Here is a 19444-nt window from a genome sequence, read left to right as displayed (position 1 = left end):
GCGCCTGTGTCCTGGGTGACCCCAGGCGCGCGGCGCATGTCAGGACAACCCCCGTGCGGTGATCGGCCGGTCGAAGCGGAACGGCGCCAGGACCTCCGGGCGGACGCCGGTGCGGATGTACTCGGTCAGCCGGTGCCCGGTGACCGGGCCGAGGGTGATGCCGAGCATGCCGTGGCCGGTGGCGGCGAAGGCGTTGTCGTAGCCCGGCAGCCGGTCGACGACGGGCAGTCCGTCGGGCAGGAAGGGCCGTCCGCCGACCCAGGGGTCGCGGATCCGGCCGACCAGGTCGTCGGGGTCGTCGAACCACTTCCCCAGGTAGTGCCGGCTGGCGAGGGCGACGGCGACGACACGACGCCAGTCCAGCCGGTTGTTGTTGCCGCTCAGCTCCATCGTGCCGCCGATGCGCGTGGTGGAGCCGATGGGTGAGGCGACGGCCCGGCGCTCCCCGAAGTAGAGGGTGTGCCGGGGGGCCGGGTCGAGGTCGACCGAGAAGCTGTAGCCCTTGCCGGCCTGCAGCGGCAGAGGCCGGCCGAGGGCGCCGAGCAGCCCCGGCGAACGCATCCCGGCCGCCACGACCACGCCGGAGCAGGGGAGTTCGCCCGTGGTGGTCGACACGGCGGTGACCCGCCCCGCCGCCGTACGGAATCCGGTGACCCCGGTGTTCTCGTGGATCTTGACCCCCAGCGCGCCGAGCGCCTCGGCGAGCCCACGTGCGAAGGCCTCGGGGTCGACCACGCCCTCCCCCTCCACCAGGTAGGCCGCGCGCACCTGCGGGGACAGCGCGTCGTCCAGCAGCCGGGCCTCCGCGCCCGTGACGACGTCGTCCGGCAGCGGATAACGCCCGTCGGCCATCTCCCGTTGGAGCGCGAGGTGATGACGGGCCTCGGCCGGTGAGAGGAAGGCGTGCACCATGCCGGGGCGGGTCAGGGTGGTCCCGACGCCCGCCGCGCGCAGGCCGTCGAAGAGCTCGAAGGTGTCACGGTTCAGCTCGGCGATCGCCGCGTAGCCGCGCCGGAAGGCGGCCGGTGTGCTGCTGCGCCAGAACCGCCACAGCCAGCGCACGAACGCCGGGTCGGGCAGCGGCCGTAGATACAGGGGCGAGTCCGGGCGCCCCAGGGAGCGCAGGGCGTACCGGACGACTCCCGGAGCGGGCACCGGCGTCGAGTGACTGAGGCAGACCCAGCCGGCGTTGCCGCGCGTGGCCCCGGAGCCGATGGCGCCGCGCTCGACGACCTCGACCGCGATGCCCTCCCGGGCCAGGTAGTACGCGGTGCACAGCCCCACGACCCCGCCGCCGGCCACCACCACGGGACCGCTCATGACGCGGTCCCGTATGCGGCGAGGAACTCCCGGGTCCGGCGCTCGGCCGGACGGTCGAGGACGTCCTGGGGCCGGCCCTCCTCCACGATCCGGCCGCCGTCGACGAAGACGACATGGTCGGACACCTCGCGGGCGAAGGGCAGTTCATGGGTCACCAGCAGCATCGTCATGCCGTCGGCGGCCAGTTCGCGCATCACGGTGAGCACCTCGCGGGTGGACTCGGGGTCCAGGGACGACGTCGGTTCGTCGAAGAGCAGCACCTCGGGCCGGAGCGCGAGGGCCCGGGCGATCGCGACGCGCTGCTGTTCGCCGCCGGAGAGCTGTTCGGGCCGGGCGAGTCCGCGGTGGGCGACACCGACCCGGCGCAGCAGGGTGACGGCCCGCTCCAGTGCCTCCGCCTCGGCGATGCCCGCCTTGCGCTGGGCGAGCACGATGTTCTCCACGGCCGTCAGATGCGGGAAGAGGTGGAACCTCTGGAAGACCATGCCGACGGTACGGCGCAGCGCGGGCAGGTCCCGGCAGACGGTCCGCCCGCCGCTGTGCACCACCTCACCGGCCACCTCGACCGTGCCCCGGTCGGGCCGTTCCAACAGGTTGACGCAGCGCATCAACGTCGTCTTGCCGCCGCCGCTCTGCCCGATGACGCTGACGATCCGCCCGCGGTCGACCTCCAGGCTCACGTCGTCGAGGACGAGACGGCCGTCGAAGGACTTGCTCAGCCCCTCGATCCGGACCACTGCCTCGGCACGGGCGGCGGCCACGGTCTTCGCCGTGGCGACGGGCTCGGTCATACGGCTGCCCCCTTGCGGACGCTGATGTTGTCGAGGTCGGCGGCGAGCAGCGCTCGCGCGGCGCGCACCCGGCGCCGGCGCCGCGGGGAGAGCGGGACGCCCGCCCGGACCTTGCGCTCCAGCAGCAGAAGGAGCTGCGACAGCGGATAGCACAGGGCGAAGTAGACGGCGGAGATGACCAGGTAGACCTCCAGCGCGCGGAAGGTCTCCGAGGTGATCAGCCGCCCCTCCGACATCAGCTCGGCGGCGGAGACGGTGACGAGCAGCGAGGTGGACTTCAGCAGGTCGACCAGCATGGTGTTGGTGCCGGGCAACGCCTGCCGTACCGCCTGCGGCAGCACGATGTGGGTGAAGATGCCCGCCTTGCCGAGACCCAGTGCCTCGCCGGCCTCCGTCTGCCCCTCGTGCACTCCGCTGATGGCGGACCGGAAGATCTCGGACAGATAGGCGGCGTAGAAGACGATCAGGCTGAGGCAGCCGGCCGTGAACACGTCCAGCCGGATTCCGGCCGAGGCGAGCCCGAAGTAGGTCAGGAAGATGATCGCCAGGAGAGGGACGTTCTTGAACACCTCGGTGTAGACGGCGGCGACGGCCCGGGCGGGCCAGACCTTGCTGAGCCGCAGCAGCGCCACCACCAGGCCGAGCACCACCGCGCCGGCGAAGCCGACCACCGTGTAGGAGACGGTACGTCCGAGGGCGTCGAGCAGGTCGGGACGGTAGTCGGACCAGGGGACCTGGAAGAGACCGGACATGGTCATCCCCTCACTTGCTGATGGACGGCGGCGTCCAGTTCGCGGGCCGGTCCACGCCACGGCGTGCGGTGGCGACATCGGCGGCGGGCTTGAGGAACTGCTCGGGGTCACCGCCGTACTTCCGCACGAGCTTGGCCATCTCCCCGTCGGTGTACATGGCGTCGATCTGCGCGGAGATCGCCTTCTCCAGCTTCCCCGCCTGCTTGGGGAGGTAGAAGCCGGTCTGGTAGGGCTGGAAGTACTGGTAGGCGGGCTTGGCCTTGACCTCGGCGGCGGTCGGCGGGGTCAGGTACTCGGTGCTGATCTTCAGGTCGGGGCGCTGCTTCTGCGCCGCGATGATGAGCAGCGGGTCGAGGAAGCCGACGTCGACACGGCCGGCGCCGAGGTCGTCGAAGACACCGTTGGCGTCCGGGTAGGCGTGCAGTTTGGCGCCGGGCACGGACTGGATGGACTTGACCCAGACATAGCCCTCGACGGTGCCCAGGTTCAGGCCCTTGAGGTCGTCGACCGTCCTGTACGTCTTCCCGTCGCGCACCGCCATCGCCGGGGGCGAGTAGTAGGGCGGGTCGGTGAACAGGCCCTGCTTCTGCCGCTCGGCGGACCAGGCGACACCGCCGACGGTGATGTCCACCCGGCGGGACTGCACCCCGGCGAGCATCCCGGCGAAGTCGGTGACCTGCGGCTTGATCCGCAGACCGAGCTTCTTGGCGACGGCGGTGAGGATGTCGCCGTCCAGGCCGACGATCTTCCCGGCCCGGACCGTGGTGTACGGGGCGTACGGCTCGACGGCGACCTTGATGACCCCGGGGGTGAGGGTGCCGAGGGCTGCGGTCTTCGCCGAGACGTTCTTGGGGTCGTCGCCACCGCCGGAGCCGCACGCGGCCACCGTCGAGAGCAACGCCCCGGTCAGAAGGGCGGATATGAGGGAACGCGCACGGATCATCGGCTCGGGCCTTCCGTCTGGACGCTGAAGAGACCCGCCGTTCACCGCGCTGTGCCCTCGGCGGGGTTCCGATTGGGGCCATACGCTAGGGATCGCGCAGGCACGCGTCATCGGTCACTTCGTACGAGGTTGTGGCCGAAATCGGCCCCTCCCCTGTACGGTGCGGCCAAACCGGAACCGGCCCGTCGGCTGGAGGAACACCGTGCTGAGCCCGTCACTCGCCCAGGAGATCGCCGCGGACACCTCCGCCGTCATCGGCTTCAACGTGCTGATCACCGACTCGGACGGCATGGTCATCGGCAGCGGTGACACCAGCCGGGTGGGCACCTTCCACGAGGCGTCCGTCGAAGTCGTACGCACCCAGGAACCCGCCACCCACACCGCGGCCGAGGCCCAGCGGCTGCGCGGGGTGCGGCCCGGCTGCACTCTGCCCCTGGTCACCGGTGGTCGGGCGGTGGGCACGGTCGGCATCACCGGGACCCCTGGCCAGGTGCGCCGTTTCGGTCTGCTGGTCAAGCGCCAGACGGAGATCCTGCTGCGCGAGTCGGTGATGCTCCGCTCCCGTCTGCTGGCCGAGCGGGCCGCGGAGAAGCTGCTGGCCGACATCGCCTCGTACGATCCGCAGGTCGTCGAGGGCGAGTTCCTGATGTTCCGGGCCGCCGAACTCGGCTTCGACCTGCGCCTGCCACGGGTCGCGGTGGCCATCGAGGTGGGCGTGCCCAGCACGACGGCCCGTCGGCACCGTACGCCGACCCAGGACATGGCGCTGATCCGCTCGGAACTGCTGCGCACGGTCCGCGAGGTCTTCGCCGACCCGCAGGACGTCGTGGCCTCCACGACTCCCGGATGGATCGGCGTGCTGCACCGGCTCACCGACCGCGACCCGGCGGCCGACCTGCTGGCCGCCTGCCGCCGGGTCACCGATGTGATCGCCGCCCAGGGCGGGCTGACCGCCCGCGCCGGCATCGGCGAACCGGCCGCCTCGGTCGGTGGACTGCACGACTCCTACCAGGACGCCTGCGACGCGTTGCGCCTGGGTTCCCGGCTCGCGGACGGCTCCCGGGTGCACGCCATCAGCGATCTGCGCGTCCATCAGCTGCTGGCCGCCGTCGGCCAGCCCGCGCGCGGACGCCTGCTCGACCTGACCACGGCCGAACTGCGCGCCCAGCCGGACTGGCCGGCGCTGCGGGACACGATCACCGCGTGGTGCGAGAGCGGCTTCAACCTCGTACGGGCGTCAGCCGCCCTGCACATCCACCGCAACACGGTCGTCTACCGCATGAACAAGATCGAGCAGATCACCGGCCGCTCCCTGCGGGAGCACCGCACCACCATGGCCCTGTATCTGGCGTGTCTCGCGGACCAGTTGGCGGGCGGTGCGGAGACCCGGTGAGGAAGCGGCCTCCTTGTCACGTCAACTGGTCGCGCAGGCGCTTCCGTTGAGCGTGAACGCCGCGGGGGCCGTGTTCGTGGTGCCCTTGTTCGCGATGAAGCCGACGGTGACGGAACCGCCGCCGGGGATGGTGGTGGTGTAGGAGGCGGGGGTCACGGTCACCGCTCCGCCGGTCTGCTGGGATGTGCCCCCCCACATGTTGGTGACGGTCTGACCGTCGGCGAAGGTGAAGTCCAGGGTCCAGCCGCTGATGGCGGTGGTGCCGCGGTTGCCGAGGGTCAACTCGCCCTGGAATCCGCCGGGCCACTCCCCCACGACCTTGTAGCCGACCGAGCAGGACAGGCTCGGCGCCTTGGCCGTGGTGACGTTCACCGTGGCCGAGCGGGTGGAGCGGTTGCCGGCGGCGTCACGGGCGTAGACGGCGAAGGCGTAGGCGGTGTCGGGGGTCAGGCCGGTGACGGTCGCGGCGTTGGTGGTGGACGCGGCGGCCGGGGTCTCGGTGGCGCCGTTGACGCGTACGACCTCATAGCCGGTGACCGCGACGTCGTCCGTGGCGGCGGTCCAGGTCAGCGAGACGGAGGTGGCCGTCACGGAGGAGGCGCTGGGAGTGCCGGGAGCGGTCGGGGCCTGCGTGTCACCGGGGCTGCCGCCGCCGAAGACCGTGGCCTCCTTCGCGGTCTGCGCGATGCCGTTGACGCCGTTGAAGACACGCCGACCCCACGAACTGAGCTGGGTGGCGTCGAAGTTGAGGGCCAGGTCGAGGATCGGGTCCGTGTTGCCGCTCCAGGACCAGGCCAGATAGCCGAGCTTGAGCTGCTGGGCGGCGGACATCATGGTGTCCTCGTCGGGGTCGCCGTACTGGTCGGCGGGACCGCCGAACTCACCGATGAGAATGGGCAGTTTGGCGTTGACGAAGGCATTGAGGTAGTCGGTGATCTCGGTCGCGGTGTCGAAGACGCTGTACATGTGGATCGAGAAGATCAGGTTGCCGGTGGGGTCGGCGGCGTACACGGACTGGGCGTTGGCGCGCATCACGCCCTGCCAGTCCTGGCCCCAGTTGGGGGCGTCGACCATGAGCGTGTGCTGGAGTCCGGCGGCGCGCAGCTTCTTGACGGCGGCGATCATGGGGGCGGTCCAGCCGTCGGGGTTGGTGTTGCCCCAGGGCTCGTTGCCGATGTTGATGACGACGTAGTTCTCCTGGCCCGCGAGCACGTCCTTGAGGCCGATCCAGTAGTCGGCGGCCTCGTCGAGGGTGCCGGCCGCGCTGTCCTCGCCGTAACCGGTGGTGTCGTGCACCTCCAGGACGCAGATCAGCCGGTCGGCCTTGCACTGCGCGATGACGTCGGCCACGTCGGAGGCGCTGTTGGCGGCCCAGCGGTGCCCGTCGGCCAGCACCACCCGGACCGCGTTGGCGCCCAGCGCCTTGATGTCGGCCAGGGACTGCTTGGTCCTGCCGGGGTACCAGGTGTGGGCGGCGTTGACTCCGCGCATGACGAAGTCGTTGCCGTTCCCCTCGACCAGCCGGCCGTCGCTGATGTGCAGCCCGGTGGCCTGGACGGCGGGCGACTGGACGCGGGCGGCGGCGGGGAACGCGGCGCCGACGAGCACGAGACCCAGCAGGGCGGCGAGCAGTGGCAACAGGCCGGACAAGCGGTGCTCGTGTGTGGTGCTTCTTGTTCTTCTCACTACGGCTCCTGGAGTGAGCGCCAAGAAACTCAGGCATCGAGGATGGGGGGACAGGAAATGTGGGAGCGCTCCCATGAAGCCACTTCGCCAAGTACACGTCAAGGCGCTGGTCGTATCGGTCTCTCAGGCCACAAGGCCCGCGATATGCGCGGTGACCGTGTCGAGGATGTCGGTCCAGGCCGACTCGTCGCCCAGCACCAGGTAGTTGAGGGTCAGCCCGTCGGTCACGGCGGCCAGGTAGCGGGCCAGCACCTGGACGGGCACCCGGAGTTCGAGGTCCCGGCTGGCGCGCAGCCGCTCGATCAGTTCGGCGTACGCGATGCCGTACAGCTCGTACTGCCGTCGGGCCAGATGCTCGAACCCCGGCTCGCGCAGGGCGTATTGGGTCAGCTCGTAGGTGAGCATATGGGCGTCGGGGTGGGCGCGGACATGGTCCCAGTACGCCTGGAAGCCGGCCCGGACGGTCTCCTCCAGCGTGGCCCTGGGCCGCAGCGCCTCCTGGACCACGCTCACCGAGGAGTCCGTCAGGGTGGTGATGACGGACTCCACCAGGGCCTGCTTGGAGTCGAAGCAGTAGTGGAAGACGCTCAGGGACACGCCGGCCTCGGCGGCGATGGACCGGGTCGTCGTCTTCGTGACGCCGTCCCGGGCCATCGCCCTGATGGCGGCCTCCGTCAGCTGCTTGCGGCGCTGTGCCGACGGCATGCGTGCCATTGCGTGAACCCCTGCCTCAGGCGCTGTGGACCCCGACCTCGTAGAGCGAGTATCCCCAGTCGGTGCCGCGATCGAGGCCATGGACACGGACGTAACGCGCCGGTGTGCCGGTGAACTTGGCCGTGTCCAGACCGCCGTCGCCGGAGGTGGTGGACCACGCCGTCGTCCAGTTGGTGCCGTCCGTGGAGAGCTCGATGCGGTACGACTTCCCGTACGCCCGCTCCCAGTCCAGCGTGACCTTGCCGACCAGGTGGGTCGAGCCCAGGTCGACCTGCCACCACTGGTCGTCGCTCCAGTCGCTGGCCCAGCGGGTGCCGTCGTCGCCGTCGACCGCGCGACCGGGCTGGTAGCTGGTGAAGGGGTTCGACTCCGACGAACTGGCCGTCGCCGGCTGCCCCTTGGCAAGGTTGACGGAGGCCTGGTGCTGCTCGGTCGCGCCCCAGGTGTCGAGGTAGGACTCGGCGCCCCTGAAGAGGTCGTCGACCACGCTCTGCCCGCCGACCTTGCGGATGTCCTCGATCCAGTCCGGGATCATGCCGACGTGCGCGGCACCGTCGGTGTTGATGTCGAAGGTGCGCTCACCGGAGGTCTGCCGGTCGATGACGGAGCCGCCGTCGACGCTCTTGAAGGGGTACGTCACCTTGTCGGCGGCGTCGGCTCCGCGCGGGGCGGGGTGGTCACCGATGCCGTTGAAGTCGGTGCCGAAGCCGTAGCCCACGCCGTACTTGTCGCGCAGGGCCTTGGTGCGGGCCGCCTCCGCGACGAAGCCCTGGGAGCCGTGCATGTACTGGGCCGCGAAACCACCGAGGGCGTAGACCCGCTCGGTCCAGTTCAGGTCCATCCAGCTGTGCGAGGAGATCACGCCGGGGTAGGACTCGGACTCCAGGATGTCCAGCGCCTGGCCGACGGCCTTGACGCTCATGTGGTCGATCTCCAGCATCATCTTGCGCTTCATCATGCCGTGCACGGCGTACTCGCCCAGGGCGGTGAGACCGCGCTTGTTGCACTGCGCGTCCGAGTCGTACGAGGGGACGTCCACGCCGGCCGGCAGGTCGCCCTCCGCCTCGGAGGTGGCGTTGCCGATCGGGTTGTCGTGCTGCGGCCCGGTGCACTTCTCGGTCTGCCAGAAGGTGCCGGTGGACAGGAACTGGCCCACGTTGATGGCCGTTCCGAGGCCGCCGGAGTCGAAGCGGACGCCGCACAGGGCGTTGTCGAACTTGTGGCACAGGAACATGGAGCGCACACCGAGGGAGTACAGCTCGTCGAGTCCCTTGTCGATGTCGGCCTTGCTGCACTGCGGGATGTCGAGGATCTGCTTGCAGCCGAAGGGCTCGGAGGTCTCGACGCCGAGGATGACGGCGAGCTTGCCCTGCTTGATGACCTCACGCGCCTGTGCGCTGTCGGTGACGATCCGGAACCAGCCCTTTCCGGTGCCCCCGTACATCTTGTCGATGTAGTCCTGGAGCGCGTACGTCATCCTCGCCTGCAGCCGGATCGAGGTCATCTCGTCGCAACTGCGGTCCTTGAAGGGGTAGATGGAGCAGATCATGCCGTTGGTGACGAGGTCGTTGACCAGCACCCGCTGCCCGCCGCGCCAGGCCCGCTCCACCCAGGCGTAGTAGTTCGCCTGGTGGGTCATGGAGTCGTACGCGGGCCAGTCCTTGAAGGTCGGCCAGCCGACCGGGTCGTGCTTGCCGTCACCGCCGTGGGTGATGTAGTCGAAGATCGCGAGGGTGCCGTCGGGGTAGTGCTCGGGACAGTCCTTGAGGGCGTCGGCGACTCCGTTCTCGGAGAAGACCTTGCCGCAGATCAGACGTCCGCCGAAGGCCTCGTTGCCGAAGAGGTGGTTGTGCGCGTCGACGAACCCCCGTACGTCGCCCGCCGCGTCGGTGCCGGTGAAGGGCTCGCCGGTGACGTTGATCTGGACGTCCGGGGCGGGCCGGGCGGTGGGGTTCCACCAGTCGTTGCCGGCCGCCGAGCTCGGCGTGGGGCCGAGCACGACGGCCAGCGCCAGCAGGAGCAGCGACAGCACGGTGACGTTCTTGCGTCGGCGGTACGAGCGTCGGGTCGGCGTCACTGCCCACGTCCCTCGGTCGGCGGGATGGCGCGGTCGAGCGGTCCCAGGAGGTCGCCCACGGGTCCAAGGGGCGGTGTCCCCAGGGGCGTTGACGAACTCATGGTCTTGTCATGACCGGCGCAATATCTGGGACGAGGATCGGGGTGGAGAGCTTCCGAGTCAAGGGTCCGGGACACTTGACCTGATCAGCGCGCCGGCGCGCGGTGCCGGCTACTCGGGCGGCGTGGGCGTGTCGTGGGTGCGGTACATCGCCTGGACGTCCAGCTCCAGTTGGACCGTCGGCCCGACCACCGCGATGCCCCGGGCCGGCAGGGAACGCCAGTTGAGGATGTAGTCCTCGCGGTGCGGTTCCGTCCTGGCCGGTGCGGCGCAGCGCAGCTCCTCGCGGCGTGCCGGACGGGCGTGGGGAGGGCGTCTCCCCGCCTCGCGTCAGGCGTGTCCGAGGATCCGCCGCATCGCGTCCGTCAGCAGCCGTTCGGCGTCCGCGCCGGACGCCGGGGCGGTCGCGTGCCGGAAGGCGACGTAACCGTCCGGGCGTACGAGCAGCGCTCCGCCGTCGGCGATCTCGCTCAGCCGCGCCCAGTCGCCGTACGGGTCCTCGTACTCCTGGCCGGGGCCGATGACGACGGTGGCGATCCGCGGGTCCTGCGCCTCGGCGGCCCGCAGCCAGTCCTGGCCGCCGATGCCGGTGAGCAGGGTGAAGCGGCCCCCGCCGACGGTGTCGAGGGTGGAGAGGGTGCGGGTGCCGGAGGTGATCCAGGCGTGCGGGAGTTTGGCTCCGGGGCGGGAGGCCGGCTGGTGGTGGAGCTCGGGGTCGCGGTCGAAGCCGGGGTCGTCGGTGCCGTCGGGGACGACGGCGGCGGAGGTGTAGCGCTGGTTGAGGTCGACGCCGTGCGCGTTGAACTCGTAGACCTTGAAGGCGATCGCCTCGCGGAGTCTCGCGCGCTGCTTCTGGGCGGCCTCGGTGTCGTCCCTGCGGGCGGCGATGTTGGCCCACAGCTGTTCGGGGGTCTGCGGGGAGAGACCGTCCAGGGCCTCGAAGACGGGGGCCGTCTCGGCGATGGACTTGTTGGCCCGGGTGACGATCTGCCGCCCGATCGGGGCGCGTTCGGCAGTGTAGGTGTCCAGCAGCTTCGGGGAGGCGGTGCCGTCGAGGACGAGCTTGAGCTTCCAGGCCAGGTTGTACGAGTCCTGGATGGACGTGTTGGAGCCGAGGCCGTTGGACGGCGGGTGGCGGTGCGTGGCGTCCCCGGCGCAGAAGACACGGCCGTTGGAGTAGGTCTCGGCGTACATCTCGTTCACGGTCCAGGCCGAGGACGACTTGACGGTCACCGGGATCTCGTCGTCGCCGACCAGTTGGCGGACGATCGACTCGGCGTACTCGGTGGTCAGGTCGGGGGCGCCGGCGGTGACGTCGTAGCCCCAGACGATCAGCCACTCGTTCCACGGCCGGACGCAGCGCACCAGGCCGGCCCCGATGCCGCCGACGGTGGCGCCCGGCGCGAGGACCCAGTACAGCGTGGACGGGCGGTGGGCGGTGTACTGGGTGAGGTCCGCGTCGAAGACGATGTTGATGCTGCCGGCCACGCCCATCTGGCCGCCCATGGGCAGCCCGGCGTCCTCGGCGACCTGGCTGCGGCCGCCGTCGGCGCCGATGAGGTACTTGGCGCGGATGGTGTACTCGTCGCCGCGCAGCCGGTCCTCGACGGTGACCGTCACGCCGGAGTCGTCCTGGACGAAGGACTTGTAGACCGTGCTGAAGCGCAGCTGCGTGCCGCGCGCGACGGCTGCGTCGACGAGCACCGGCTCCATGAGGTGCTGGGGCATGTCGCACATGCGGGTGGGGCTGGCGAGTTCGTGGGCGGCCTGGACGAGGGGGTCGTTGCCCCAGGAGCGGACCCGGCCCAGCTCCTCGCCGGCGAGGCTGGTGCAGAAGGTCGTGTCGCCCATGAGGTGCTGCGGGGTCGCCTTGGCGACCACCTCGTCCTCGACACCGAGATCGCGCAGCACCTCCATGGTGCGCTGGTTGGTGATGTGGGCGCGGGGCGTGTCGGCGAGGCGCGCGTAGCGGGTGACGACGATGTTCGGGACGCCGTAGGTGCTCAGGGCGAGCGCGGCGGAGGCGCCGGCGGGGCCACTGCCGACGATCAGTACGTCGGTCACGACATCGGGCTCGACGATGTGCACGGGAACGCTCCAGGGAAACGAGAACAGGCGCCGACTCTTCAAGATCATGTATGCGGACCCAGGGGCATGGGTGTCTCAATTCGAGACACCGCGCCGGAACGAGCGCGAGTCGTTGCGTATTCAACCGTTCCCGGTAGGGTGAGCGGTGCCGTGACCACCGCAGAGCACCCTTCCGTCCGCCCCGGCCTCGCCTCACTGCGCAGGGCCAGGGAGTTGTTCCTGCAAGGACGCCAACTGCCGGACGGGACACCGGAGGACGTCGTCGCCGCCTGGAGACGTGCGCGTTTCTTCGGCGTACGGCCCGACGCGCGCGACCCCGCCCGGGAAGCCCGGGAAGCCGCGGAAAGGCTTCGTCTTCCTCCACGTCCTCTACGGGCGCCTCGGTCCCCCCTGTTCAACGCGGCCCGGCCCGTCCTCGAACGGATCTCCCCCGCCCTCGGCTCCGGGCGGACCTCGCTCGTCCTCACCGACGAGCGGCTGCGGGTGCTGTGGGCGAGTGGGGAAGGGCCCGGCGAACCCTGCCGTGACCTCTCCGAGCAGGCGGTCGGGCACAACAGCGCGGCCCTCGCCCTGCGCACCCGCCGGCGGGCGGAGGTGCACGGCCCCGAGCACTTCCTCGACCTGTGGCAGGACGTCTGCGCGGTCAGTGTGCCGGTGCGGTCGCCGGAGACCGGGCAGCCGCTGGGCACGGTGACGGTGGCGAGCGGGCTGTGCGCCGGGTGCGGGCCGCATCCGGGGGCGGCCCTCGCGGAGGCCGCGGCGAGCGCCGTCGAGGCGGAGCTTCTCGCTCGGTCGCGGGCGGCGGAACGGCTGCTGCTGGACGCGTATCTGCGGGCCGCGGGCGAGGGGACGCGCGCGGTCGTCGCCCTGGACGGCCGCAACCGGTTCATCAGCGAGGCCGCCGAGCGGTTGCTGTCACCGGAGGGGCTGGAGGCGCTGGAACGGGAGGCGGCCGGGCTGCTGCGGGCCTCGGGGCCCGGAGCCGGTGCGGTGCCGCCGGCCTCGTACCGCACCGGGCTCCTGGACGGCGCGGGATGCGCTGCGGTCCTCACTCCCATGGAGCAGTTGGGTTCCGTGTTCGGTGTGGTGGCCGTGCTGGAGCCGGTGGGGCCCACGGTCGTGACAGCGGCCCCTCGAACCGTGCCGGCGCTTGCCGGACGGTCGGTGCCCTGGCGACTCGCGGTCGGGCGGGCGGTGGAGTTGGCACGCTCCCCCGAGCCTCTGCTCGTCGTGGGCGAGCGGGGCACCGGGAAGACCTCGCTGGTGCTCGAGGTGGCCTCGGATCCCGTGGTCCTGGACGCGGCGGAGAGTGAACTCGGCGGCGGGATCGCGGAGTTGACGGGCGGCCGTCCGCTTCTCATCCGCCATGTCGAGCGTCTCGCACCCTCGGACACGGCCGCTCTCAACTCGCTGCTCTCGGCCCGTCCGGACGTGCCCCTGCTGGTGACCCATACCCCCGGGACACCACCGGGTCCCTGTCTCCAACGCCTTCTGGACACCCTGGCCGCCCGCTCGGTCACCCTCCCCGCACTGCGTGAACGCCCCGACGACATCAGGGAGTTGCTCAACGCCCTCGCCCCCTCCCCCACGCCCGGTCGACCTCCGCTCACCTGGACCCTGGAGGCGCTGCGCGCGCTGGAGCGGCATCCATGGCCCGGCAATGTCACCGAACTCGCCCATCTCGTACGGGCCTTGGCCCAGCACCGGCGCTCTACCGGCCCGGTCCGGCGGGCCGAGCTGCCGGACCCGGTGCGCGAGGGCCCCGCGCCCCGGCCGCTCAGCCCGATGGAACACGCCGAGCGCGCCGCGATCCTGGAGGCCCTGCGCCTGCACGGCGGCAACAAGGCACGTGCGGCGGCGTCCCTGGGCATAGCCCGCGCCACGCTGTACCGAAAGCTGCGGGGGTACCGGGGCTGACCCCGGCACATCCCCGAGGCCGGTCCTGGATGCGGCGGACGGGGGCTCGGCGAAAGCGATATCGGCACCCGCCGAAAGCCAACACGGAACCACTCGCACCGCACGGAGGCCGGCGCAGAGCCACTCGCACCGCACGGAAGCCAACGCGGAGCCACTCGCACCGCACGGAAGCCAGCATGGCGACCACCCGCGCCACACGGGAACAAGCACGGAGCCGCCCACCGCACGGGAACCAACGCGACAACCACCCCCACCGCGCGGGAGCCAGCACGAAGCCACCCATCGCACGGGAACCAACGCGGTAGCCACCCGCGCCGCGCGGAAGCCAGCATGGCGACCACCCGCGCCACATGGGAACAAGCACGGAGACGCCCACCGCACGGGAACCAACGCGACAACCACCCCCACCGCGCGGGAGCCAGCACGAAGCCACTCGCACCGCGCGGGAGCCAGCACGAAGCCACTCGCACCGCGCGGGAGCCAGCGCGGAGCCGCCCACCACACGGGAACCACCGCGGTAGCCAGCCGCGCCGCGCAGGGATCAGCACCGCGACCTCCGCCGCGCGTACGGATCAGCGCCGCAGGAGGATCGGCGGCGAGGCCGCCCACGCCGCGCACCGATCGGATGTATCGGCCCGCGACCATCCGCACCCCACACCGATCAGCCCGGCAGCCACCCCCGTCGGTCACCGCTCAGTCGGGCCGTCAGTCCACGGGCCAGGTGTGTGCCGGTGCGTTGAGATGCATGTAGTCCATGTAGGTCGTGGTCATTCGGCGCAGTGCCTCCCGGCGGTCACCGGTGCCCGCCTTCTCCAGGTGGTGGACGGTCTCCGCCTGCCAGAGGGCGCCGTTGCGGGCGGTGACACAGCGCTGTTCGATGATGCCGAGGAGGGGCTCGCGCCAGGCCGCGTCCATGCCGGCCAGTTCGAGGCCGCGGTGGGCCAGCGGCAGCAGTCGGCGCAACACCAGTTCCGTGACCGGGACTTCGCCGGCGCCGGGCCAGTAGAGACGGGCGTCGATGCCGTCGCGGGCGGCGGTGTGGAGGTTCTCCTCGGCGACCGAGAAGGACATCCGTGTCCACACCGGGCGGTCCTCGTCGACCAGGGCGCGCGTGAGGCCGTAGTAGAAGGCGCCGTTGGCGATGATGTCGGCGACCGTGGGTCCGGCGGGCAGGACGCGGTTCTCGATGCGCAGGTGCGGACCGCTGTCGGTGACGGCGTACACGGGGCGGTTCCAGCGGTAGATCGTGCCGTTGTGCAGGGTGAGTTCGCCGAGTTCCGGGACTCCGCCGGCCGCGAGTGTCCGGTGCGGGTCCTCGTCGTCGCAGATCGGCAGCAGGGCCGGGAAGTAGCGTACGTTCTCCTCGAACAGGTCGAAGACGCTGGTGATCCAGCGCTCTCCGAACCACACCCGGGGCCGTACGCCCTGGGCCTTTATCTCCTGGGGGCGGGTGTCGGTGGCCTGCTCGAAGAGGGGGATACGGGTCTCGCGCCACAGCTCTCTACCGAAGAGGAAGGGCGCGTTGGCGGCGAGGGCGATCTGCACGCCCGCGATGGCCTGGGCGGCGTTCCAGTAGTCGGCGAACTCCCGTGGGGCGACCTGGAGATGGAACTGGGTGCTGGTGCAGGCGGCCTCGGGGGTGATGGCGTCGGCGTACATGGAGAGCTGCTCCACGCCGTCGATCCGGATGCGCAGATCCTCGCCGCGGGCCGCGAAGATCTGCTCGTTGAGGAGCTTGTAGCGCGGATCGCCCGAGAGGCCGGCCTCACCGACGTCCGTCTCGGCCAGGGTGGGCAGGATGCCGATCATGATCAGGTGGGCGCCGACGGCCGCGGCGCGCTCCTCGGCGTGGTTGAGGGCGTCGCGGATCTCCCGCTCCCAGGAGCCGGGGCCGCCGGAGAGCAGCCGCCGGGGCGGGATGTTGATCTCCAGGTTGAAGCGGCCCAGCTCGCTCGACCAGGCGGGGTCGGCGATCGCCTGGAGCACCTCGGTGTTCCGCATCGCGGGCAGCCCGTCGTCGTCGACCAGGTTGAGCTCGATCTCCAGCCCGACCTGCGGCCGCTCGCTCTCGAAACCCGACTCGCTCAGCATCTGGGCCAGCACGTCGAGGCAGGTGTGCATCTTGTCCCGGTATCTGCGGCGGTCCTCCCGCGTGAACACCAGGGCCGGCACATCACGTCCCATCGGGCCCTCCCGAGTCCCCTCGGCGGATACCTCCCGTCCCAGCGTCGCACCTCGCGCCGCTCCCGGACAGTCAGGATGGATGCGCCGGCTTCACGGCGACCCTCCGGTCACGGAGCGTACTCACGGGCCCGCCCGGGATCGAGGCCTCTCACAGCGTGCCGGGTGGCCGCTTCGCGCGCACCGGAACGCCTCCCGACGCGGCCGCCTTCAGCAGGCGGCGGAAGGTGGGGCACTCCATGTGGCTGGGCGCGGGGCAGGCGGCGGCGTGGCGCAGGGAGTCGCGCAGCACGCCCAGTTCGGTGATCCGCCGGTCCAGTTCGTCCGCCTTGGCCGTCAGCGTCTCGCGGTCGATACGGGGTCGTCCGTCCGGCGCGAACATCAGCGCGATCTCGTCGAGGGAGAACCCGGCGGCGCGGGTCAGCGCGATCAGTGCCAGTCGCTCCAGCACCGCGGGGTCGTACTGCCGGCGCAGACCCCGCCGTCCGACCGGCGTGACCAGCCCCTTCTCCTCGTAGAACCGCAGCGTGGAGGCGGGCACGCCGGCCCGCCGCGCCACCTCGGCGATGTCCAGCACTGTCATGGCTTGACCTCAAGTCGACTTGAAGTAGGACGGTGTCATCCTGATGTGATGAAGGCAAGCACAGGAGACGATCATGGGTGTGGAGCGCGGCACGGGTGAGGACCAGGCGGCGCGCTGGAGCGGCGGCGCCGGGCAGGCCTGGGTCGAGGCGCAGGCGGTGCTGGACGGGTTGCTCAGGCCGTTCGAAGCGCCGCTCGTCGATGCGGTGGCCGCGTCCGTCGGACCCGAGGGCCGGGTCCTGGACGTCGGGTGCGGGACCGGTGGCACGACGGTGGCCGTCGCACGGCGGCTCGGGCCGGGGGCGCGCTGTGTGGGCGTCGACATCTCCGAGCCGATGATCGTCGCCGCGCGGGAGCGTGCCGAGCGGGAGGCCACGCCCGTCTCCTTCGTCCGCGCCGACGCGCAGGACCACGCCTTCGAACCGGGCACCTTCGACGCGGTCGTCTCCCGGTTCGGCGTCATGTTCTTCGGCGACCCCGTGCGGGCGTTCGCCAATCTGCGGCGCGCGGCCCGGGACGGGGCCGGGCTCCGGTTCGTCGCCTGGCGCGGGCCGGCCGACAACCCGTTCATGACGACGGCCGAGCGTGCCGCGGCCCCGTTGCTGCCGGACCTCCCCGTCCGACGCCCCGACGAGCCGGGCCAGTTCGCCTTCGCCGACGCTGACCGGGTGCGGCGCGTCCTGGCGGACGGTGGCTGGAGCGGGATCGACATCCGGCCGCTCGACGTGGAATGTTCCTTCCCCGAGCGGGAGTTGGCCGGTTACTTCAGCCGGATGGGTCCGGTCGGCCAGGCCCTGCGCGCGGTGGACGAGACGACCCGGCAGAAGGTCGTCGAGACGGTCCGCGCCGCGTTCGAGCCGTTCGTGCACGGCCCGGACGTCCGGTTCACCGCGGGTTGCTGGGTCGTGGACGCCCGGGCGTCGTAGTCACTGGGCCGGGGACACCGGGTCACCGGGCCGAGCCGCCTCCCGCGGGTCAGTCCGGGTACTCGGGCCCGATCGCCGTGCGGGCGCCCAGCGGCCTGCCTCCGCCCCAGCCGAGCTCGCGCCGGTACCCGCCAAGCAGACCGGAGTCCTCGAGCAGGGTGGGGTCGCGGTAGGGCGAGTCGGCGGGCGCCGGGTCGACGAGCGGTGCGACGAAGAGCGCGTCGGTCGGGCAGTACGCCTCGCACTGGAAGCAGGTCTGGCAGCTGTCGTGCCGTGCGATCACCGGCACCCCGTCGGGCCCGCGGTCGAACACCCGGGTGGGGCACACCTCGATGCACCGGTCGCACGCGATGCAGCGGCCCGCCTCGACGACCTCGATCATGCCGCACGCCCTTCCGCTGCCACGGCCGCGTGCTCCGGGCGGCTCCAGACCTCGTCGAGGCCACCGGTGAGCAGCCGGTGGTGCTGGGCCGGGTCCAGTCCGGGCCGGTCGATGCGCTTGTGCATACCGCGCGACTCGGTGCGCCGCAGCGCCGCGTGGTACATCCAGCGGCCGTGCGCGACCATCGCGGCTGCCTCGCGGGCCCGGAAGACGTCCTCGCCGCTCGCGCCGAGCCCTTCGCGGACGGCGGACCAGGTGCCGTGCAGCGAGCGCAGGGCCGGTGCGAGGCGGTCCGCGTGGCGCAGATAGTTGCGCTCGTACGGCAGCACCTGGCGTTGTACGTCCGCGACGACCTCGCGATGGTCCTCGGTGACGGCACCGGTGGGGCGCAGACCCGCCGTGCCGACCGCGCGCACTCCGCGGTCCGGTCGGCCGCGCCGGGTGGCGAAGCCCGCGGCCGCCCGGCCCGCCCAGCTGCCGGACGAGGCCGCCCATGCGGCGTTGTGGCTGCCGCCTCCGGTGAAGCCGCCGCAGATCAGCTCGCGGGTGGCGGTGTCGCCGGCCGCGTACAGGCCGGGGACGTCGGTGGAGCAATCGTGGTCCGCGATCCGCACCCCGCCCGTGCCGCGCACGGTGCCCTCGGCGAGCAGGGTGATCTCGAACAGGTCGGTGAACGGGTCGATGCCGAGCCGGTCGAAGACGAGGAAGGTGTTGGGCTGGCCCTTGCGCATGGCGCGTCGGTCCTCCGGCGTGGCCTTGTCGAAGCGGGCGTAGACCGGTTCGTCGAGAAGCGCCCGGGCGATCGCGGACCGGCCGCCCTTGCTGGCCGCGCCTTCGAGGACCGAGCCGTCGGCGCGGTAGAAGCTCGCCCAGGAGTAGTACGCGGTCTTGGTCAGCGAGGTGCCCTTGGGGGCGATGGCGTAGGCGTTGGAGAACTCCATCCCGGACAGTCGCGCTCCCGCCTCGACCGCGAGGAGTGCGCCGTCACCGGTGTTGACGTCGCAGCCGAGGGTCTTGGACCGGAACGCGCATCCGCCGGCGGCGAGCACGACGGCGCCCGCCTCGATACGGACGGTGTCACCGGTCCTGCGGTCCAGCGCCCGGGCCCCCGAGACGACTCCGTCGGCGTCGACCAGCAGTTCCAGCGCCGGGGTGTGGTCGAGGATGCGAACTCCCAGGCGCTGCACCCGGGTTCGCTGCCTGCGCATGTACTCCGGGCCCTGGAGGTCGGTGCGGATCTGCCGGCCGTGGGCGTCCACGGGGAAGGGGTAGCGCTGGACGCGGGCGAGTTCGTCCATACGGGCGTGGGTCTCGTCGAGGACGCGTGCCATCCAGTCCCGGTCGGCCAGGTGGCCGCCGAGGCCCTCACGGCTCGCCATGGCGGCTTCCCGCAGGTCGGGGTCGTCCTCGACGTACCAGATGCCGGTGCCGACCGACGCGGTGGCACCGCTCGCGCCGGTGTGGCCCTTGTCGGCCAGGACGACGTCCGCGCCGGCCTGCGCGGCCTTGATGGCGGCCCAGGTGCCGGCGGGGCCGCCGCCGATCACCAGCACGTCGGTGGAGAGGGTCTGTTCGGATGCGGTGGTCGGCATG

At 71.4% G+C, this 19444-nt stretch carries 15 protein-coding genes; 3 read left to right on the top strand and 12 right to left on the bottom strand.

What is annotated here, in order from left to right; translation table 11 throughout:
- Positions 1-39: 39 nt before the first annotated feature.
- The 4 genes from ABZT17_RS05320 to ABZT17_RS05305 are packed head-to-tail and all read right to left on the bottom strand — an operon-like array spanning position 40 to position 3806.
- Positions 40-1320, bottom strand: a complete 1281-nt coding sequence (locus ABZT17_RS05320) for an FAD-dependent oxidoreductase (RefSeq protein ID WP_356343944.1) — start codon at positions 1318-1320, stop codon at positions 40-42.
- Complete coding sequence (locus ABZT17_RS05315) at positions 1317-2111, bottom strand: amino acid ABC transporter ATP-binding protein (protein ID WP_356343942.1); 795 nt, start codon at positions 2109-2111, stop codon at positions 1317-1319. Before ABZT17_RS05315 ends, ABZT17_RS05320 begins: the two co-directional genes overlap by 4 nt.
- Positions 2108-2863 (bottom strand): amino acid ABC transporter permease, encoded by a 756-nt coding sequence (locus tag ABZT17_RS05310; protein WP_356343939.1) that lies wholly within the window; start codon positions 2861-2863, stop codon positions 2108-2110. The genes ABZT17_RS05315 and ABZT17_RS05310 overlap by 4 nt, the downstream gene beginning before the upstream one ends.
- Before the next feature lie 10 nt (positions 2864-2873).
- Complete coding sequence (locus ABZT17_RS05305; protein ID WP_356343937.1) at positions 2874-3806, bottom strand: transporter substrate-binding domain-containing protein; 933 nt, start codon at positions 3804-3806, stop codon at positions 2874-2876.
- Between the two features lie 202 nt (positions 3807-4008).
- On the opposite strand from ABZT17_RS05305, the gene ABZT17_RS05300 reads away from it, so the two are divergent.
- The gene (locus ABZT17_RS05300; RefSeq protein WP_356343935.1) at positions 4009-5199 is read left to right on the top strand and encodes a sugar diacid recognition domain-containing protein; all 1191 of its coding nucleotides are present in this window, start codon (positions 4009-4011) and stop codon (positions 5197-5199) included.
- A 21-nt stretch (positions 5200-5220) separates the two neighbouring features.
- Here the strand turns inward: ABZT17_RS05300 and ABZT17_RS05295 are convergent, their stop codons facing one another.
- From ABZT17_RS05295 to ABZT17_RS05280, 4 genes are all read right to left on the bottom strand, one after another.
- Complete coding sequence (locus ABZT17_RS05295; protein ID WP_356343933.1) at positions 5221-6885, bottom strand: cellulase family glycosylhydrolase; 1665 nt, start codon at positions 6883-6885, stop codon at positions 5221-5223.
- A gap of 123 nt (positions 6886-7008) precedes the next feature.
- A complete protein-coding gene (locus ABZT17_RS05290) occupies positions 7009-7599 on the bottom strand; it encodes a TetR/AcrR family transcriptional regulator (protein ID WP_356343930.1) in 591 nt (196 codons plus the stop codon).
- 16 nt (positions 7600-7615) lie between these two features.
- Positions 7616-9676, bottom strand: a complete 2061-nt coding sequence (locus tag ABZT17_RS05285; RefSeq protein ID WP_356343928.1) for a discoidin domain-containing protein — start codon at positions 9674-9676, stop codon at positions 7616-7618.
- Between the two features lie 429 nt (positions 9677-10105).
- Complete coding sequence (locus ABZT17_RS05280; RefSeq protein ID WP_356343926.1) at positions 10106-11863, bottom strand: FAD-dependent monooxygenase; 1758 nt, start codon at positions 11861-11863, stop codon at positions 10106-10108.
- 150 nt (positions 11864-12013) lie between these two features.
- Between ABZT17_RS05280 and ABZT17_RS05275 the strand changes: the two genes are divergently transcribed.
- On the top strand, positions 12014-13780 hold the full coding sequence (locus ABZT17_RS05275) for a helix-turn-helix domain-containing protein (RefSeq protein WP_356343923.1): 1767 nt from the start codon (positions 12014-12016) through the stop codon (positions 13778-13780).
- A gap of 705 nt (positions 13781-14485) precedes the next feature.
- Here ABZT17_RS05275 and ABZT17_RS05270 read toward each other — a convergent pair.
- Positions 14486-15964 carry a glutamate--cysteine ligase gene (locus tag ABZT17_RS05270; RefSeq protein WP_356343921.1) on the bottom strand — a complete coding sequence of 493 codons (1479 nt, stop codon included), beginning with the start codon at positions 15962-15964 and terminating at the stop codon, positions 14486-14488.
- A 148-nt stretch (positions 15965-16112) separates the two neighbouring features.
- Positions 16113-16544, bottom strand: coding sequence for a helix-turn-helix domain-containing protein (locus ABZT17_RS05265; RefSeq protein WP_356343919.1), 432 nt, complete (start codon positions 16542-16544; stop codon positions 16113-16115).
- Positions 16545-16617: 73 nt separating this feature from the next.
- Here ABZT17_RS05265 and ABZT17_RS05260 point away from each other — a divergent pair, with 73 nt between their 5' ends.
- Positions 16618-17469 (top strand): class I SAM-dependent methyltransferase, encoded by an 852-nt coding sequence (locus ABZT17_RS05260; protein WP_356343916.1) that lies wholly within the window; start codon positions 16618-16620, stop codon positions 17467-17469.
- A gap of 49 nt (positions 17470-17518) precedes the next feature.
- Here the strand turns inward: ABZT17_RS05260 and ABZT17_RS05255 are convergent, their stop codons facing one another.
- Positions 17519-17851: a ferredoxin family protein gene (locus tag ABZT17_RS05255; protein WP_356343914.1), complete on the bottom strand. Its 333-nt coding sequence runs from the start codon at positions 17849-17851 to the stop codon at positions 17519-17521.
- The gene (locus ABZT17_RS05250; RefSeq protein WP_356343911.1) at positions 17848-19443 is read right to left on the bottom strand and encodes an FAD-binding protein; all 1596 of its coding nucleotides are present in this window, start codon (positions 19441-19443) and stop codon (positions 17848-17850) included. The genes ABZT17_RS05255 and ABZT17_RS05250 overlap by 4 nt, the downstream gene beginning before the upstream one ends.
- Position 19444: the final 1 nt, after the last annotated feature.

Origin of the sequence: Streptomyces sp. NPDC005648 (assembly GCF_040605395.1) — a bacterium.
GTDB lineage: Bacteria > Actinomycetota > Actinomycetes > Streptomycetales > Streptomycetaceae > Streptomyces.
The sequence above is the reverse complement of the archived record's forward strand: the minus strand, read 5'-3'. Positions and strand labels throughout refer to the sequence as shown.

Coding starts and splice junctions, on each gene's coding strand:
- ABZT17_RS05305 (WP_356343937.1), bottom strand. CDS start 3,806: ATGATCCGTGCGCGTTCCCTCATATCCGCCCTTCTGACCGGGGCGTTG.
- ABZT17_RS05270 (WP_356343921.1), bottom strand. CDS start 15,964: ATGGGACGTGATGTGCCGGCCCTGGTGTTCACGCGGGAGGACCGCCGC.
- ABZT17_RS05255 (WP_356343914.1), bottom strand. CDS start 17,851: ATGATCGAGGTCGTCGAGGCGGGCCGCTGCATCGCGTGCGACCGGTGC.
- ABZT17_RS05310 (WP_356343939.1), bottom strand. CDS start 2,863: ATGTCCGGTCTCTTCCAGGTCCCCTGGTCCGACTACCGTCCCGACCTG.
- ABZT17_RS05290 (WP_356343930.1), bottom strand. CDS start 7,599: ATGGCACGCATGCCGTCGGCACAGCGCCGCAAGCAGCTGACGGAGGCC.
- ABZT17_RS05315 (WP_356343942.1), bottom strand. CDS start 2,111: ATGACCGAGCCCGTCGCCACGGCGAAGACCGTGGCCGCCGCCCGTGCC.
- ABZT17_RS05260 (WP_356343916.1), top strand. CDS start 16,618: ATGGGTGTGGAGCGCGGCACGGGTGAGGACCAGGCGGCGCGCTGGAGC.
- ABZT17_RS05320 (WP_356343944.1), bottom strand. CDS start 1,320: ATGAGCGGTCCCGTGGTGGTGGCCGGCGGCGGGGTCGTGGGGCTGTGC.
- ABZT17_RS05250 (WP_356343911.1), bottom strand. CDS start 19,443: ATGCCGACCACCGCATCCGAACAGACCCTCTCCACCGACGTGCTGGTG.
- ABZT17_RS05265 (WP_356343919.1), bottom strand. CDS start 16,544: ATGACAGTGCTGGACATCGCCGAGGTGGCGCGGCGGGCCGGCGTGCCC.